14 protein-coding genes are annotated in these 16,606 nt (G+C 71.1%); 8 read left to right on the forward strand and 6 right to left on the reverse strand.

The features are described from left to right. Positions 1-405 precede the first annotated feature (405 nt). The 8 genes from BMZ92_RS08905 (at position 406) to BMZ92_RS08940 (ending at position 8,778) form a co-directional block, all read left to right on the forward strand. Positions 406-1,359, forward strand: coding sequence for an ABC transporter substrate-binding protein (locus tag BMZ92_RS08905; RefSeq protein WP_091505287.1), 954 nt, complete (start codon positions 406-408; stop codon positions 1,357-1,359). Beyond that, positions 1,346-2,266: an amino acid ABC transporter permease gene (locus BMZ92_RS08910; RefSeq protein WP_091505288.1), complete on the forward strand. Its 921-nt coding sequence runs from the start codon at positions 1,346-1,348 to the stop codon at positions 2,264-2,266. The genes BMZ92_RS08905 and BMZ92_RS08910 overlap by 14 nt, the downstream gene beginning before the upstream one ends. A gap of 1 nt (position 2,267) precedes the next feature. Beyond that, entirely contained in the window at positions 2,268-3,032 is a 765-nt protein-coding gene (locus BMZ92_RS08915; protein WP_091505289.1) for an amino acid ABC transporter ATP-binding protein, read from the forward strand. Beyond that, positions 3,032-4,753 (forward strand): aminotransferase class V-fold PLP-dependent enzyme, encoded by a 1,722-nt coding sequence (locus BMZ92_RS08920; RefSeq protein ID WP_091505290.1) that lies wholly within the window; start codon positions 3,032-3,034, stop codon positions 4,751-4,753. Before BMZ92_RS08915 ends, BMZ92_RS08920 begins: the two co-directional genes overlap by 1 nt. Next, positions 4,750-5,070, forward strand: a complete 321-nt coding sequence (locus BMZ92_RS37805; protein ID WP_218153423.1) for an MOSC domain-containing protein — start codon at positions 4,750-4,752, stop codon at positions 5,068-5,070. Before BMZ92_RS08920 ends, BMZ92_RS37805 begins: the two co-directional genes overlap by 4 nt. A gap of 143 nt (positions 5,071-5,213) precedes the next feature. After that, positions 5,214-6,335 (forward strand): glycosyltransferase family 4 protein, encoded by a 1,122-nt coding sequence (locus BMZ92_RS08930; RefSeq protein ID WP_091505614.1) that lies wholly within the window; start codon positions 5,214-5,216, stop codon positions 6,333-6,335. Beyond that, positions 6,332-8,452 carry an amylo-alpha-1,6-glucosidase gene (locus BMZ92_RS08935; RefSeq protein ID WP_091505291.1) on the forward strand — a complete coding sequence of 707 codons (2,121 nt, stop codon included), beginning with the start codon at positions 6,332-6,334 and terminating at the stop codon, positions 8,450-8,452. Before BMZ92_RS08930 ends, BMZ92_RS08935 begins: the two co-directional genes overlap by 4 nt. Positions 8,453-8,595: 143 nt before the next feature. Next, positions 8,596-8,778 (forward strand): hypothetical protein, encoded by a 183-nt coding sequence (locus BMZ92_RS08940; protein WP_091505292.1) that lies wholly within the window; start codon positions 8,596-8,598, stop codon positions 8,776-8,778. 42 nt (positions 8,779-8,820) lie between these two features. On the opposite strand, the gene BMZ92_RS08945 is transcribed toward BMZ92_RS08940, so the two are convergent. The 6 genes from BMZ92_RS08945 to BMZ92_RS08970 all read right to left on the reverse strand — a co-directional run bounded on the left by BMZ92_RS08945 (position 8,821) and on the right by BMZ92_RS08970 (position 16,512). Then, positions 8,821-9,336, reverse strand: a complete 516-nt coding sequence (locus BMZ92_RS08945) for a hypothetical protein (RefSeq protein ID WP_091505293.1) — start codon at positions 9,334-9,336, stop codon at positions 8,821-8,823. Between the two features lie 117 nt (positions 9,337-9,453). Continuing rightward, positions 9,454-11,931 (reverse strand): LamG-like jellyroll fold domain-containing protein, encoded by a 2,478-nt coding sequence (locus BMZ92_RS08950; RefSeq protein ID WP_091505294.1) that lies wholly within the window; start codon positions 11,929-11,931, stop codon positions 9,454-9,456. A gap of 37 nt (positions 11,932-11,968) precedes the next feature. Further along, positions 11,969-12,934 carry an ABC transporter permease gene (locus tag BMZ92_RS08955; RefSeq protein ID WP_091505295.1) on the reverse strand — a complete coding sequence of 322 codons (966 nt, stop codon included), beginning with the start codon at positions 12,932-12,934 and terminating at the stop codon, positions 11,969-11,971. Further along, the gene (locus BMZ92_RS08960) at positions 12,931-13,890 is read right to left on the reverse strand and encodes an ABC transporter permease (protein WP_091505296.1); all 960 of its coding nucleotides are present in this window, start codon (positions 13,888-13,890) and stop codon (positions 12,931-12,933) included. Before BMZ92_RS08960 ends, BMZ92_RS08955 begins: the two co-directional genes overlap by 4 nt. Further along, complete coding sequence (locus BMZ92_RS08965) at positions 13,883-15,436, reverse strand: sugar ABC transporter ATP-binding protein (protein ID WP_091505297.1); 1,554 nt, start codon at positions 15,434-15,436, stop codon at positions 13,883-13,885. The genes BMZ92_RS08960 and BMZ92_RS08965 overlap by 8 nt, the downstream gene beginning before the upstream one ends. Beyond that, positions 15,436-16,512: an ABC transporter substrate-binding protein gene (locus tag BMZ92_RS08970; protein ID WP_091505298.1), complete on the reverse strand. Its 1,077-nt coding sequence runs from the start codon at positions 16,510-16,512 to the stop codon at positions 15,436-15,438. Before BMZ92_RS08970 ends, BMZ92_RS08965 begins: the two co-directional genes overlap by 1 nt. Positions 16,513-16,606: the final 94 nt, after the last annotated feature.

A 16,606-nucleotide genomic window follows, 5' to 3' on the forward strand; every position in this document is an offset into this window, starting at 1 on the left:
GTCCGGGCGGTTTCGGGCGTGTTCATCGAGAAGTGCGTGGAAACGGCCGCGCGCAGCGAAATCGGACGCGGTATTCGCGTCAGTGCTCATGGAACCTCGATTCGGCAGATCCGGGCTCCGGTGCCCGGTTACCGCCCACCGGGGCGGCGATCTCAGGTTAACAGCCGGAATGCGGACGATCCCAATGCCGTTTCGGAAATACCGCAATTCCTCACAGGAATACCGTGCGGGAATTCGAGCGTTTTCGGACCCCGTGGCCACCGGGGTGGAGGCACCCCTGGGGCGCGGCAGCCGGGCAGCGAAACTTCAACTCCTCGTTGACCTCTTCAACAGCGCGTTGTAACGTCCTCCCTCAACCGTGTGGCGCCGTGCACCGGTGCCCCCCTTTTCAGCGAGGAGTAAGCGATGTCGGCCAGGTCTCGTCTCGTGCGCTGGGGCGCACTCATCGCCGGTTGCCTGCTGACCACGGCCGCCTGCGGCGGTGGTCCCGACGGCGCCGGCGGCGGCAGCACGGACAGCGGCACCTCCAGCGGGGTCCCGGACACCGCCGCGATCGTCCAGTCGGTCACCAAGGACGCCCAGCTCGCGGCGGCCCTCCCGCCGCAGCTCACGCAGGCGGGCTCGCTCAACGTCGGGTCCAACCTGCAGTCCGCGCCGAACAACTTCTACGCCTCCGACGGCAAGACGCCGGTCGGCTTCGAGGTGGACATCGCCAAGGCCATCGCCGCCAAGCTGGGCCTGACCGTGCACTACAGCGACATGCCGTTCGGCTCGCTGATCACCAGCCTCGCCTCCGGCCGCCTCGACCTGACGATGGCCGGGATGAACGACACCAAGGCCCGCGAGCAGCAGATCGACTTCGTCGACTACTTCACCTCCGGCATCACGATCATGGTGCGCAAGGGCAACCCGGACGGCATCACCGGCGCGGACTCGCTGTGCGGCAAGACGGTGGCCGTCGTGCAGGGCACCAGCCACCAGACCTTCGCCGCCGAGCAGAGCACGAAGTGCACGCAGGCGGGCAAGCCGGCGGTGACGGTGACGGCCACCGACAGCGACTCGCAGAACCAGAATCAGCTGCGCACCGGCCGCGTCAACGCGATCCTCAACGACCTGCCCACCGCCGCCTACGTCTCGAAGAACGCGGGCAACGGCCAGTTCTTCGAGGTCGTCCCCGGTGAGCCGATCAACGGCGGCCCCTACGGCATCGGCGTCAACAAGAACAACCCGCAGCTGCGCGACGCCGTCGCGAACGCCCTGACCGCGCTGCTCCAGGACGGCACGTACACGAAGATCCTCGACGCCTGGGGCATCAAGCAGGGCGCGCTGACGAAGGTGACGGTCAATGCCGGCAGCTGACGTCCAGTCCCCGCCCAAGGCCGAGCTGCCGATCGTCCGGCTGCGGCACTGGGGCCGCTGGGTCAGCGCCGTGGTCATCCTGGCGCTGCTGGCCGGCCTCGGCGTCCTGCTGGCGCAGGCGAAGATCCAGTACGACACCGTCCCGGACTTCCTGTGGTACCGCGTGATGGCGGTCGGCCTGCTCAACACCGTGCTGCTCGCGGTGATCTCGCAGGCCGTCGCGATCGTCATCGGCATCGTGGTCGCGCTGATGCGCCGCTCGGCCAACCCGGTCGCGCGCGTCGTCGCCGCCGTCTACGTGTGGCTGTTCCGCGGGCTGCCGGTGCTGCTGCAGATCCTGCTGTGGTTCAACCTGGCGCTGGTGTTCGAGTTCATCTCGATCCCGCTGCCCTTCGGCGGCTACCTCGTGCACGAGCCGACCAACGTCGTGATCAGCGCGTTCGTCGCCGCCCTGCTCGGCCTGGCGCTCAACGAAAGCGCTTACATGGCCGAGATCGTGCGGGCCGGGCTGAACAGCGTCGACAAAGGACAGACGGAGGCAGCGAAGTCGATCGGCATGTCGCCCGCGATGACGCTGCGCCGCGTGGTGCTGCCGCAGGCGATGCGCGTGATCATCCCGCCCACCGGCAACGACTTCATCAACATGCTCAAGGGCACGTCGATGGCGTCGGTGATCGGCGTGACGGAACTGATCCACGCGGCCAACAACATCTCCTCGAACAACCTGCTCGTGATGGAGACGCTGCTGGCCGCGGCGATCTGGTACATGGTCGTCGTCACCGTGGCGAGCATCGGTCAGCACTACCTCGAACGCGCCTTCGGCGCCGCCGACCGGGCGGGTGCCGCGTCCGGGCCGTGGTCGCGCGTGGGCCGCGCGCTGCGGGCGATGCCGTTGCGGAGGGCCTGACATGAGCGAGCCACTGCTGCGCGCCGTGGGCGTGCGCAAGCACTTCGGCGGCACCGAGGTGCTCCGCGGCATCGACCTGTCCGTCCGCAAAGGACAGGTCGTGTGCCTGCTCGGCCCGTCCGGAGCGGGCAAGAGCACGTTCCTGCGCTGCATCAACCACCTGGAGACGATCGACGGCGGCCAGGTGTGGGTCGACGGCGAGCCCATCGGGTTCCGCCTGCACAAGGGGAAACTGCACGAGCTGCGGGAACGCGAGGTGGCCCGGCAGCGCCGGGACATCGGCATGGTGTTCCAGCGGTTCAACCTGTTCGCGCACCGCAGCGTGCTCGAAAACGTCATCGAGGGCCCGGTGCGGGTGCGGGGCGTGAGCCAGGCCGAGGCCAGGAAGACCGCGCTGGAGCTGCTGGACCGGGTCGGCCTCGCGCACCGCGCCGACGCCTACCCGGAGCAGTTGTCGGGTGGCCAGCAGCAGCGGGTGGCGATCGCGCGCTCGCTGGCGATGAAACCGAAGCTGATGCTGTTCGACGAGCCGACCTCGGCGCTGGACCCCGAGCTGGTCGGCGAGGTGCTGGAGGTGATGACCGCGCTGGCGGCGGAGGGGATGACAATGGTGGTCGTGACGCACGAGATGGGCTTCGCCCGCGAGGTGGCCGACGAGGTCGTGTTCATGGCCGACGGGGCCGTCGTGGAAACGGGGCCGCCCGGCGAGGTGCTGGTCGACCCGAAGCACGAGCGGACCCGCCAGTTCCTGGCGCGCATCCTCTGATGGGCCGGATCTCACCGCGGTACCTGCTGCAGTTCGACGAGCCCGCCGGCTACCTGGACTTCGCCCGGTTCGGCCCGCCGTCGCACGCCGTGCTGGACACCACCGCCCGCCTGACCGAACAGGCCGCGAAGGCCGGTCCGTCCACTGTGGACGAGCTGATGCGCCAGGAGGTGCGCGCGAAGGCCGCCGTGGCGCGGTTGTGCGGCACCGACACCGACCACGTCGTGCTCGTGCCCAACACCAGCCAGGGCCTGTTCCAGGCGGCGTTCGCCGCGTCCGGCGAGGTGCTGGTGTCGGCGGCGGAGTTCCCCGCCAACACCTACCCGTGGGTGCGGGCCGAGCAGGCCGGACGCCTGCGCGTGCGGCGGATGACGCCGCCGGACAGCTACGTCACGCCGGACGCGGTCGCCGCCGAGCTGACCGGCGAAACCACGCTCGTCTCCGTGAGCGCGGTGGACTTCCGCACGGGTTACCGCGCGGACCTGGCCGCGCTGCGCGAGGTGGTCGGCGACCGGCTGCTCGTCGTGGACGGCATCCAGGGCTTCGGCGTGATCGACGCGCCGTGGGAGGCCGCCGACGTGCTCGTGGTGGGTGGCCAGAAGTGGCTGCGCGCGGGCTGGGGAACGGGGTTCGCCGTGTTGTCGGACCGCGCGCTCGACCGGCTCCAGCCGACGCTGTCCGGCTGGACGGGGGCGCACGACGCCGGGCTGTTCGACAACGAGGTGCACCCGCCCGCGGACACGGCGGCGAACTGGTCGATCAGCAACCTGAGCCCGGTAACGTCGGGTGCCTTCGCGGCCGCGCTGGAACTGGTCGAGGAGACCGGGGTCGCGGCGATCGAAGGGCGGATCGCCGAGCGCGTCGGGGAACTGGAGGAGACGCTGCGGTCGCTGGGCGCGGACATCGTGTCCGCCACCGGCCGCCGGGCGGGGATCCTCGCGTTCGCCCTGCCGGAGCGGCCCGCCGAGCAGGTGGGCGCGGTGCTGGCGGCGGAGGGCATCGCGGCGACGGTCCGCGTCGAGCACGTCCGGTTGTCGCCGCACGCGTCGACCCCGCCCGCCGCGGCCGAACTGCTGCGCTCGGCGCTGGCGGGCCGGCCGCGGACGAGCACGACCGTCGCGGTGGAAACCACGGCGGAGGCGGAGTCGGTGCTGACCGCGCTGGTGCCCGCGGTGCCGGGGCTGGCGGCGATGCTGGGGCCGGGCAACGAGGTCGTGCTGCACGACCTGAGCAAGCTGCCGAACTCGATCGTCGCGGTGGCGGGCACGCTGACGGGCCGCACGCCGGGCGGTCCGATGACGGATCTGCTGCTGGGCCTGGTCCGCCGCGGCACGACGCAGGACCTGACCAACTACGAGACGCACGGTCCCGACGGCAGGCCGATCCGGTCGTCGACGATCTTCCTGCGGGACGCGGAGGGCGTCGCGATCGGCTGCCTGTGCGTGAACAGCGAACTGCCCGCGACGGCCGCCGGGAGCACCACGCGGCAGGAGACGTTCCCGCCCGACGTGGACAGCCTGCAACGGTTCCTGGTGGACCGGGCGGTGGGCAGCACGGGCATCCCGGTGGAGCTGATGAAGAAGCGGCACAAGGCGGCGGTGGTCCGCGAACTCGACGAAGCCGGGTTCTTCCTGATCAAGGACGCGGTGGACTTCCTCGCGGCCGAACTGAAGGTCACCCGCTACACGATCTACAACTACCTGAACGAAATCCGGGGGTGAGGGCGAAAACCGGTGGCCGGGCCCCCGCGCGGCTCCTGGCGTGGGGGCAGCTGGACTTCTGGCACGTGGGTGCAGACCTGGTGCTGGAGATGTCCGGTCCGCGCATCCCGTGCGCCACCTTCCAAGGCTGGCTGCGGCGTGACGGGTGGCTCGCGGAGTTCACCCTCGCTGCCCGGCCCGGCGCCTCTCTGCGGGTCATCTCCCCCGGTGAAGTCCGCGCCGGTGATCCGGTCGAACTCGTCCACCGGCCCCAGCTGCGTGGTGTGACGCAGATCTCCCCCATCAGGCGCTTGCCGTCCCCGTCGGTCCTGAGTTAGCACTCTTAAGAGGAGAGTGCTAACTGAAGAGGGTTCGAGGAGGCAGCTTGAGCAGCACGCACCGCCCTGCGTGGAAAGCCCGATCTGTTCCGCACACCGCCGTGCGCCCGGCGGCTGACGGCACCGGCCCGCTGCGCGTGGCCATGGTCGTCCCGCCCTACTTCGACGTTCCGCCCCGGGCGTACGGCGGGGTCGAGGCGGTGGTGGCCGACCTCGCCGACGCCCTCGTCGCCCGCGGGCACTCGGTCACCCTCATCGGGGCCGGGCGGCCCGGGACCTCCGCCCGCTTCGTGCCGGTGTGGGACCGCACGGTGCCCGAGCTGCTGGGCGAGCCCTACCCGGAGGTCATGCACGCGGCCGCCGCGCGCCGCGCCGTCCGGCGGCTGGCCGAAACCGAGGGGCTGGACGTCGTGCACGACCACACGCTCGCCGGGCCGCTCAACGCCCCCGCGTACGGCGTGCCCACCGTCGTCACCGTGCACGGGCCCGTCGGCCCCGACATGGAGCGCTACTACCGCGAGCTGGGCGACGACGTGCACCTCGTCGCGATCAGCGACCGCCAGCGCGAGCTGGCACCCGGCCTCAACTGGACCGTGACCGTCCACAATGCACTACGTCTCGCGGACTGGCCGTTCCGGTCCGAAAAGGACGACTACGCGCTGTTCCTCGGCCGGTTCCACCCGGACAAGGCCCCGCACCTGGCGCTGGAGGCCGCACACGCCGCCGGGTTGCGCCTCGTGCTGGCGGGCAAGTGCGCCGAGCCGATCGAGAAGGAGTACTTCGAGCGCGAGGTCGAGCCGCGGCTGACGGACTCCGACCACGTGTTCGGCGTCGCCGACGCCACCGCCAAGCGCGAGCTGCTGGCGAACGCGCGCTGCCTGCTGTTCCCGATCCAGTGGGAGGAGCCGTTCGGCATGGTGATGATCGAGGCGATGGCCTGCGGCACCCCGGTCGTCGCGTTGCGCTCGGGTGCCGTGCCCGAGGTCGTCGTCGACGGGGTGACCGGGCTGATCCGTGACGACCCGGCCGAGCTGGTGCAGGCGCTGGAGGACGTCCGGCACCTCGACCCGGCCGCCTGCCGCGCCCACGTCGCCGCGCACTTCGACGTGGCCGGGCTCGGCGCGGGCTACGAGCGCGCGTACCGGCGGGCCATCGAGGTCAGCACGCTGCGCCGCGACTACGCCGGGCTCGACTCGGCGCTCGACCGCGCCTACGACCGGCTGGAGGACGACGGCGCCCTGCAGGCCTCCGGAGACCGGGCATGACCCCCGAGGCCTTCAACTCCGGCGAGCCGGTGCCGGTGACCGCCGCGGGCGGGACCGTCACCCTGGTCGAGGGCAGTACGTTCTGCCTGTCCGACACCAGCGGGGACATCCGCCCCGGGACGTCACACGGGCTGTTCTTCCGCGACGCCCGGCTGCTCTCGCGCTGGGAGCTGCGCCTGGACGGGCAGACGCCGCACCCGCTTTCGGTGCAGTCGCCCGAGGCGTTCGCGGCGCAGTTCGTGCTGCGCCGCAACCCCAAGCCGGGACAGGCGGACAGCACCCTGCTGCTGGTGCGCGAGCGGCTCGTCGGCGACGGCCTGCGCGAGACGATCACCCTGCGGAACCTGGGCCGCGAGAACACCGTGGCGACGCTGACCCTGCACGTCGACGCGGACTTCTCCGACCTGTTCGCGGTCAAGGAGGGCCGCCCGGCGCACGGCGGCGCGGACGCCACGGTCGCCGGTTCGGAACTGCTGCTGCGGGACCGCGACGACGGCTCGCGGGGGCTGTCGGTGAGCGCGACCGCCGATCCGCTCGCCGCCCCCGGGGTGCTGAACTGGCGCGTCATCGTGCCCGCCCGCGGCGAGTGGTCCACCGAGATCGTCGTGCAGCCGACCGTCGGCAACCGCCGCGTCCGACCGCAGTTCGACCGCGGCGAGGAGGTGGAGAGCAGCGGGCCCGCGCGCAAGATCCGCGCCTGGCGGGACGTGAGCACCGCCGTCACCGCCGAGCACGCGGTGCTCACACAAGTGTTGCACCGCACCGAAAGCGACCTCGGCGCGCTGCAGATCCACGACAGCGCGCAGGACGGCCGCCCGTTCGTCGCGGCGGGCGCGCCGTGGTTCATGACGTTGTTCGGCCGCGACAGCCTGCTGACCGCGTGGATGGCGCTGCCGCTCGACGTCGGCCTCGCGCTGGGCACCCTGGAGACGCTCGCGGAGCTGCAGGGCCGCCGCGTCGACCCGCTCACCGAGAAGGAGCCGGGGCGGATCCTGCACGAGCTGCGGCTGGGCCCGGACAGCGACCAGGTGCTCGGCGGCAGCCACTACTACGGCACGGTCGACGCGACGCCGTTGTTCGTGATGCTGCTCGCGGAGTGCTGGCGCTGGGGCGCCGACGAAACCGGCGTGCGCGCGCTGCTGCCCGCGGCGGACGCGGCCCTGACTTGGCTGGAACGGTACGGCGACCGCGACGGCGACGGGTTCGTGGAGTACCGGCGCGCCACCGACCGCGGCCTGCTCAACCAGGGCTGGAAGGACAGCTTCGACGGGATCAACGACGCGGCCGGCCGTCTGGCGACGACGCCGATCGCGCTGTGCGAGGTGCAGGGCTACGCCTACGCGGCGTGGCTCGCGCGCGCGGAACTCGCGGAGGCGTTCAACGATCCGGCGACCGCCGGGCGGTGCCGCGAGCGGGCCGAGACCCTGCGGGCGCGGTTCGCGGAGACGTTCTGGTTGCCCGACAAGGGCTGGTACGCCGTCGCGCTCGACGGGCGCAAGCAGCCGGTGGACTCGCTGACCAGCAACAGCGCGCACTGCCTGTGGTCCGGCATCGCGACCGACGAGCACGCGGCGGTGCTGGTCGAGCGGCTTTCCGGGTCCGAAATGGACAGTGGGTTCGGGTTGCGCACCCTGTCGTCGGCGATGGGTGCCTACAACCCGATGAGCTACCACAACGGGTCCGTGTGGCCGCACGACACCGCGATCGCCGTCGCCGGGCTGCTCCGCTACGCGCACCTGCCGGGCGCGGTCGACCTCGCCCAGCGCCTCGCGACCGGGCTGCTCGACGCGGCGGCGTCGTTCGGCGGGCGGTTGCCGGAACTGTTCTGCGGCTTCTCCCGGACGGAGTTCAGCCCGCCCATCCCGTACCCGACGTCGTGCTCGCCGCAGGCGTGGGCCAGCGCGGCCCCGCTGTTGCTCGTGCGCTCGTTCCTGGGCCTGGAACCGCATGTGCCGCAACGGAAGCTGACGGTGCGGCCGCACCTGCCCGCGCAGTGGGGTCGGCTGAGCCTCACCGACCTGCGCCTGGGCGGGGTGACCGTGCACGTGGAGGCCGACCGCGAAACGGCGAAGGTGACGGGCCTGCCCGACGGGTGGCAGCTGGACGGCGCGGACTGAGGCCGGATCTGGTGCTCCAGTGGGGGTCATCCGGTGCGATGGACTCGACTTGCGCTGGTTTTCCCTTGCGGCTAAAGCCGGGTATCCCGCGGGGGTACCGGAAAAGCAAGGGAGGTAAGGCAATGCGAAGGATCACGACAGCGGTGGCCGCTTTCGCCCTGGCCGCCGGAACCCTGCTGGGCCTGACGGGGACGGCTTCGGCCGACCCGACGTCGGTGTCGGTGGACATGTGCGTGGGTGGGGGCGGGACGCTGATCTCCAGTGATGAGGGCGCGCACCTGACCTGCATCGGCGGCTGGTTCAACGGTTTCCCGGTCGTCGTGTGACGGCCCGGTGCGGCACCGCTTCCCGCGGTGCCGCACCGTTTTCTACTGCCCCGTCGAGTACGGGCCGCGGTGCTCCAGGTTGGGGCTGACCTTCGGCAGGCGGCCCTCCTGCCCCGGCACCGGCGTCGTCGTCGGTTCGCGGAGTTCGGCGTCCACCTCCGACTCCCGCGCCCGCGGGTCCGGCACCACACCCGTGCCGTTGACCATGGCCGTGCGTGTGTTCCAGTCCTCGACGACCCGCTCCTCGCGCCGCCGAGCGAGCACGCCGAGCGTGATCGCGTGCGCGACCGCGAGCGTCAGCAGGTAGACACCGAGCCTGCCCATGATGCCCGGCAGCGCGTCCCCGCCGGGGAAGTGGATCGTCGAGATCAGCGCGAGCGCGCCGAGCACCGCGAGGTGGAACAACGCGGTGATCAGCACCGTCATCGCCGACGCCGCCTCGGGGTCGTTGCCCTCCTGGTCCAGGTAGCCGCTGCCGCTGCGGTAGATGATCTGGCCGTCGATCACCGCCATCAGGATGCCGACCACCAGGAACGCCACGTAGCTGTCCGTGCTCATCGGGAACTCCCTCCTCCTCCGAGGAGGAATACCCGCGCGAGCACCCCCCGCTCCCGCCCCGATCAGGTGAAATGCGACGGTGGCCGCGCCTGGGGCGCGGCCACCGTCGGGAGGGAACTACTTGCCGCTGCCGTACAACGCGGCCACGTCCGCGTCGGACAGCGCGCGGTCGTACACGTGCACCTGGTCCACCGCCCCGTTGAGGTAGTCGACCGGGTTGCCGCCGTACTGCCCGCGCCCGATCACCGTGTGGCCCGTGGAGGCGTCACCGAGGCACACGCTCTTCGTCGCCGCCTGCTGGCCGTCGACGTAGAGCTTGAGCGTGCCCGAAGCCGCGTCCCGCACGCCCACCAGGTGGTACCAGCGGTTCGGCTCCGGCGTGACGGGGGCCAGCGCCCGCGTGCCGACGAAGCTGAACGCCAGCTTGTGGTCGGCGCCCGAGTACTGCAGGTAGAAGGCGCTGTTGCTGCCGCCGTCCTGGCTCACCACGGTCTGGAAGCCGTCGCCGACCGCGTTGAACTTCACCCACGCCGCCACGCTGTAGCTGCCTTCGGTGTTCAGCAACGCGGCACCGGTGTCGGCGTACTGGCCGGAACCGTTGGTGGCCAAGGCGGATCCGCTCTTGCCCGCCGTCCACGAAGCCCCGCCGACGAGCGTCGCGTCGTGGTCACCGACGACGTCCTGCGCGACCGTGCCGGCGTTCTCGTCGAACGGGTACGCGGCGATGCCGTCGATCCCCGGCGTGCCCGCCGGGATCTGCGGCCCGGCCGCCGGCTGCCCCGTCGCGCCCTTGATGACGGCGAGGTTCGCCGCCCGCACGGCCGCGAAGTCCATCTTGCGCACCTGCCGGTCGTAGGTGAAGAACCCGTTGACCTCCTTCTCGACGTCCGTTGTCTGCGTGTACACACCGGCCGACACGCCACACCGCTGGGCGACGAGGAGCAGGCGCTGCTGCAACTCGCCGTAACGGCGGGTCAGGGTCGCGCTGTCCGGTTCCATCTCGTAGGCGAAGCTGCCCGCCGGGTCGAACTCGTGCCCGGCGACCTTGAGCCCCAGCCCGCCGTACTCGCCGTCCACCGCCGCGCGGCTGCCGGTCTGCATCGGGGTGCCCGGCCCGGTGTAGGTGTGGTCGTCGTAGAGGTCACCGCGGCCGCTGTCCGGTTCGGACCGGCAGCAGTTGACGCCGGACTCGGCGTCGACGAGCCGTGTCGGGTCCCACGCCTTGACCTGGTCGGCGATGCGGCCCACGTCGTAGTCGCCCCAGCCCTCGTTGAACGGCACCCAGGTGACGATCGACGGGAAGCTGCGGTGCTGGTCGATCATGCGGTGCAGCTCGGACTCGAAGTTCGCGCGCGAGGCCGGGGTCGGCTCGATGTCGTCCTTCATCGCGGGCATGTCCTGCCACACCAGCAACCCGAGCTTGTCGGCGTAGTAGTACCAGCGGTCGGGCTCGACCTTGATGTGCTTGCGCACCATGTTGAAGCCGAGCGCCTTCTCCTGCTCCAGGTCGAACTTCAGCGCGGCGTCGGTGGGCGCGGTGTAGATGCCGTCGGGCCAGAAACCCTGGTCCAGCGGGCCGATCTGCATGACGAACTTGCCGTTGAGCAGCATCCGCTGCTTGCCGTCGGGGGTCTTGCCGACGCTGATCGAGCGCATGCCGAAGTACGAGCCCACCTCGTCGCCGCCGGTCACGCGCACCTTGAGGTCGTAGAGGAACGGGTCGTCGGGCGACCACAGGTGCGGGTTGCGGAGGGTCAGCTTGAGGGGCTTGTTCGCGTCGCCGCTCACGTGCCCGACGACCCGCCCGTGGTCGTACGCCGTGGCTTCCACGCGCTGCCGCACCGGCCCGCCGACGATCGCGTTGACGGTGACCGAGCTGGACGCGACGTCGGGCGTGACGTCGAGGCGGTCGATGTGCGCCGGGGCGACCGGCTCCATCCACACGGTCTGCCAGATCCCGGAGGTGGGCGTGTAGAAGATGCCGTCGCCGGGGGTGCGCTGCTTGCCCAGCGGCTGGCCGCCCTGGTCGTTGGGGTCGGTGACGCCGACGACGAGCTCCTGGTCGCGGTTCGTGGTGAGGGCGTCGGTGACGTCCACGGTGAACGCGTCGTAGCCGCCGGTGTGCCGGGCGACGGTGCGGCCGTTGACGATGATGGTCGCGTCGTAGTCCACGGCCTGGAAGTGCAGCAGCAGGCGCTGGCCGCGGCCGACCTGCCAGTCACGCGGCACCTGGAAGCTGCGGCGGTACCACATCTGGGTCTCGTGCCGCATGATGCCGGACAGCGCGGACTCGACGGGGTACGGGACGAGGATGCGTTCCGCCAGGCTCCGGCCGACCGGCGGGGCTTCGCCGGGGTTGGCCTTGGCGAACTCCCAGACGCCGTTGAGGTTCTGCCAGCGGTCCCGCGTCAGCTGCGGACGCGGGTACTCGGGCAGCGCGTTCGTCGGCGAGACCTGGTTCGTCCAGGGCGTGGACAGCGGGGGCGTGAGTCTTTGCCATTGCGGGGTGGGCGCGGCGTTCGCGGCGGGAACCGCGAGGCCGAGAACGGCGGCGGCCACAGCGGCCGCCAGCGCCGCCCAGCGGGGACGGGACATCGTTACGGTACCTCCTCCAATTGACGTGCAGGAGACCTCAGGAGCGGCGCCGGGCGAGGAGCCGCTGGATGACGACCACGACGAGCAGGAACGCGCCGCTCACCACGGTCTGGTAGTTCGAATCGAGCGTGCCGACCTGGTTGATCACGTTCTGGATCAGCGTGCGCAGCAGCACGCCGACGAGCGTGCCGACGATCGTGCCCGCGCCGCCGGTGAGCAGTGTGCCGCCGATGACGACGACCGAGATCGCGTCGAGCTCGGTGCCCACGCCCAGCACCGTGACGCCGGACTGCAGGTACGCGGCCGTGAGCAGGCCCGCCACCCCGGCCAGTCCCCCGCTGAGCGTGTACAGCGTGATCTTCGTGCGCGCCACCGGCAGTCCCATGAGGACCGCCGACTGCTCGGCCCCGCCGAGTGCGAACACCGCCTGGCCGAACCTCGTGCGCCGCAACAGGACCCCGCCGAGCGCGAACAGCACCAGCGCGATCCACACCGGCGTCCCCACGCCGAGGATCTCGCCCTGCCCCAGCGCGAGGAACGGGGACCCGGCGTCCACTTTGTACGTCGTCGCGCCTTCGTTCGTGATGGCCAGCAACAACCCTCGCGCGAACAACAGGGACGCCAGCGTCACGATGAACGGCGCCATCCCGGTCCGGGCGATAAGCACGCCGTTGACGAGCCCGATCAGCGAGCACACCACGAGCGGCAGCAGGATCGCCACCACGAGCCCGTACCGGCTGCCGTACGCCGCCAGCACCCCGCCGAGCGCGTACACCGAACCCACCGACAGGTCGATGCCACCGGAGATGATCACGAACGTCATGCCGAGCGCGATCACCGCGAGGAACGAGCTCTGCAGCGCGAGGTCCCGCAGGTTGTCCGCCGACCCGAAGCGCGGGAACGCGAACCACGAGATCACGACACCGAGCACGAGCACCACCGCGGCGCCCTGGCGCTGCAGCACTCCCGCGAACGCCGCGTTGCGCGGGGACAGGGCGATCATCGGCTGCTCCGCTCTCGCGCGACGTACACCGCGACGACGATGATCGCCGCCTGCACCATCTGCGCGGTCGAATCCGGCAGGTTGTGCTTGATCAGCGTGGCGTGCACGAGCTGCATCAGCAGCGCCCCGAACACGGTGCCCAGCACCCGCACCCGCCCGCCGGTCAGCGGGGTCCCGCCGACGACGACGGCGGTGATCGCGGACAGCTCCATCAGCAACCCCAGGTCGTTGGGGTCGCTCGCGCCCAGCCGCGCGGTGGACAGCACCCCGGCGAGCGCCGCGAGCGCACCCGAGACGACGTACACCCCGACCAGCACCCGCCGCACCGGCAGCCCGGCGAGCGTGCTCGCCGCCCGGTTCCCGCCGACCGCGACGAGCTGCCTGCCGAACGTCGTGCGCTGCACGAGCAGTCCGGCGAGCACCGCGACGACGGCGGCGACCAGCACCATCACCGGGATGCCGAGCACATCCCCCGTGCCCAGCGCCAGGAAGTCCCGGTTGTGCAGCTGCACCAGCTGGCCGTGCGCGACCACGAGCGCCAGCCCGCGGCCGCCGACCAGCAGCGCGAGTGTCGCGATGATCGGCTGGATGCCCAGGTACGCCACGAGCACCCCGCTGAACAGCCCCGACACGATCCCCGCCACGACCGCGACCAGCACGGCCACGAGCGGGCCCGCCCCGAGGTAGAGCGGGATCAACGCGGCCGCGATCGACATGACCGAGCCGACCGACAGGTCGATCCCCTCGGTCCCGATCACCAGCGCCATGCCCAGCGCGACGATGCACACGGGCGCGGCCTGCACGAGCTGGGTGCGGAAGTTGGCCGCGGACACGAAGTTCTCGGTGAACACGACGTTGAACACCACGAGCGCGACGACCGCGACGTACACGCCGTAGTTCTGCAGCCAGGCGGCCGTGCGCGCCCGCGTGGGCGCGGCGAGCGTGGCGCTAGCCATCGTGACCTCCCCTGGCGATCGCGGCGAGCACCTTCTCCTCCGTGATGTCCTCGCCCGTCAGCTCCTCCGCCACGGCGCCGTCCGAGAGCACCAGCACCCGGTCGGCCCCGTCGACGAGCTCCTCCAGCTCGGACGAGATCAGCAGCACGCCCAGCCCCTCCCGCGCGAGCTCGTCGATCAGCGCCTGCACCTCGGCCTTGGCCCCGACGTCGATACCACGCGTGGGCTCGTCCAGCAGCAGGACCCGCGGCCCGGTCGCCAGCCAGCGGGCGAGCAGCACCTTCTGCTGGTTGCCGCCGGACAGCTCGGCGACCTTCTGGTCGGGGCTGGACGCCTTGATGCGCAACCGTTCCATGAACACCCGCACGATCCGGTCCTGTTTGGACTTCGACACGAGCCCGAACGGCGACAGACGCGGCAGCGCGGCGAGCGCGATGTTCTCGCGCACCGACAGGTTCGGGATGATGCCGTCGGTCTTGCGGTCCTCGGCGAGCAGCGCGACCCCGGCCCGCATCGCCGCCGGGACCCTGCCCCGCTTCAACGGTTTCCCGGCCACGACCACGGTGCCGCCGTCGAGGGGGAACGCGCCGACGAGAGCGCGCGCCGTCTCGCTGCGGCCCGAGCCGAGCAGCCCGGCGAGCCCGAGGACTTCACCCGGACGGATGGTCAGCGAGACGTCCCGCAGCTTGCGGACGCCCCGCAGCTTCTCCGCACGCAGCACCGGTTCCCGCTCGACCTCGTGCTCCTCGCCGAAGGCCGTGACGCCCTCTTCGCGGATCTTGCCGATCTCCCGGCCGAGCATGAGCGACACCAGTTCCAGTCGGGGCAGCTCCGCCAGCGGTCCACTGTGGACCACCCTCCCGTCACGCAGCACCGTGACACGGTCGCACACCCGGTACAGCTCGTCCATTCGGTGACTGACGTAGAGGATCGCGATGCCCTGCGCGTGCAGCCGGGCCAGCACCTCGAACAGCTTCTCGACCTCGCGCGGCTCCAGCGACGACGTCGGCTCGTCCATGATGACGACCTTTGCGTCGGTGGACACCGCGCGCGCCAGCGCGACCATCTGCTGCGCGCCCACGCCCAGGGTGTGCAGGGGGCGGCGGACGTCGTCGGTGATGCCGTAGTCCGCGAGCAGCGCCCGGGCCTCGGCGTTCATCCGCCGCCAGTCCACCAGCCCGGCGCGGGTGCGCGGCTCCCGGCCGAGGAACACGTTGCCCGCGATGCTCATCAGCGGGACGAGGTTGACCTCCTGGTAGATCGTGGAGATCCCCGCCTGCTGGGCCTCGGCTGGACGCCGGAACGCCACGGTGTGGCCGAGGTGGCGGACCTCGCCCGAGTCCGGCTGGTACACGCCGGTGAGCACCTTGATCAGCGTCGACTTGCCGGCACCGTTCTCGCCCACCAGCGCGTGCACCTCGCCGGGGCGCAGCGCGAAGCTGACGTCGTCGAGCGCGAGGGTGCCGGGGAAGCGCTTGCTGACCCCGGTCACCTCGAGCACCGGTGCCGTCGTCCGCGAGGTGCCGGGATCGGTCACGGCGGTCATCAGTAGGAGTTCCCGACCTTCTGGGCCGCGTTCGTCTCGTCGTAGGAGTCGTCGCTGATCACGATGCTCGACGGGATCGGCTGACCGTCGGCGAACTGCTGCAGCGTCTGGAACGCCAGCGGCCCGAACCGCGGGTTGGACTCGATGACGGCGTTGTAGCTGCCGTCGGCGATGAGCTGCACGGCGTTGCGCGTGCCGTCGACGGAGACGACCTTGACGTCCTTGCCCGGGTTCTTGCCCGCGGTGCGCAGCGCGTTGACCGCGCCGATGCCCATCTCGTCGTTCTCCGCGTACACGGCGGTCAGGTCCGGGTGGCTCTGGATCAGCTGCTCCATCACCGACTGGCCCTTCGAGCGGTCGAAGTCGCCGGTCTGCTCGGCCACGACGGACAGGCCCGGCGTCTTGGCCAGCTCGTCCTTGAAGCCCTGGGTGCGGTCGGTGGTGACGTTGTTGCCGGACGAGCCGAGCAGGATCGCGACCTTGCCGCTGCCGCCGGTGACCCGCGCCATCTCCTGCGCGGCGCGCTTGCCCTGCTGCACGAAGTCGGAGCCGATGAACGTCAGGTAGTCGGTGCAGGGCTGCGAGGTCACCTTGCGATCGATGGTCACGACCGGGACCTTCTTCGCCTTCGCCGCGTCGAGGGCGGGCTGCAGGCCGTCGGAGTTCAGCGGCGCGACGATGAGCAGCTGCGCACCCCGGTCCAGCAGCGATTTGATGTCGCTGATCTGCTTGTTCAGGTCGCTCTGCGCGTTGGTCGTGAGCAGGTGGTCGCCCGGGATGCCGAGCTTGGCGGCCTCGTCGCGGATCGACTGCGTCTCGGCGGTCCGGAACGGGTTGGCCTCCTTCTCGGACTGCGAAAAGCCGATCACCGCCGTCTTCGGGTCGACCTTGGGGTAGCCGGTCTGCGCGAGCGTGCAGCCGCCGCTCGCCGGCGCCGCCGAGGCGGCCGAGGCGGCGGGGCCGCTGCCTGCGGCCTGGGGGGCGGCGGTCTCTTCGCGGCTGGTGCAGGCGGCCAGGGTGAGCGCGGCGGCGGCCGCGGTGACCAGGACCAGTCGGGGACGGGAGGACAGGGGCACGGGTACTCCTCGGGCTGCGTCGTCGGGGCCCGCTCCGTTTGGTGACTTGGATCACCATGGGAGCCTGCGCTAGTTTTACATCGTTGGAACAACG

Source organism: Amycolatopsis sacchari (assembly GCF_900114035.1).
In the GTDB taxonomy this organism is placed as follows: domain Bacteria; phylum Actinomycetota; class Actinomycetes; order Mycobacteriales; family Pseudonocardiaceae; genus Amycolatopsis_E; species Amycolatopsis_E sacchari.

Bases quoted from the DNA above. Each gene is read 5' to 3' on its own strand.
- BMZ92_RS08935 (WP_091505291.1), top strand. From the start codon at position 6,332: ATGACCCCCGAGGCCTTCAACTCCGGCGAGCCGGTGCCGGTGACCGCC.
- BMZ92_RS08955 (WP_091505295.1), bottom strand. From the start codon at position 12,934: ATGATCGCCCTGTCCCCGCGCAACGCGGCGTTCGCGGGAGTGCTGCAG.
- BMZ92_RS08910 (WP_091505288.1), top strand. From the start codon at position 1,346: ATGCCGGCAGCTGACGTCCAGTCCCCGCCCAAGGCCGAGCTGCCGATC.
- BMZ92_RS08945 (WP_091505293.1), bottom strand. From the start codon at position 9,336: ATGAGCACGGACAGCTACGTGGCGTTCCTGGTGGTCGGCATCCTGATG.
- BMZ92_RS08915 (WP_091505289.1), top strand. From the start codon at position 2,268: ATGAGCGAGCCACTGCTGCGCGCCGTGGGCGTGCGCAAGCACTTCGGC.
- BMZ92_RS08965 (WP_091505297.1), bottom strand. From the start codon at position 15,436: ATGACCGCCGTGACCGATCCCGGCACCTCGCGGACGACGGCACCGGTG.
- BMZ92_RS08960 (WP_091505296.1), bottom strand. From the start codon at position 13,890: ATGGCTAGCGCCACGCTCGCCGCGCCCACGCGGGCGCGCACGGCCGCC.
- BMZ92_RS08950 (WP_091505294.1), bottom strand. From the start codon at position 11,931: ATGTCCCGTCCCCGCTGGGCGGCGCTGGCGGCCGCTGTGGCCGCCGCC.
- BMZ92_RS08920 (WP_091505290.1), top strand. From the start codon at position 3,032: ATGGGCCGGATCTCACCGCGGTACCTGCTGCAGTTCGACGAGCCCGCC.
- BMZ92_RS08905 (WP_091505287.1), top strand. From the start codon at position 406: ATGTCGGCCAGGTCTCGTCTCGTGCGCTGGGGCGCACTCATCGCCGGT.
- BMZ92_RS08930 (WP_091505614.1), top strand. From the start codon at position 5,214: ATGGTCGTCCCGCCCTACTTCGACGTTCCGCCCCGGGCGTACGGCGGG.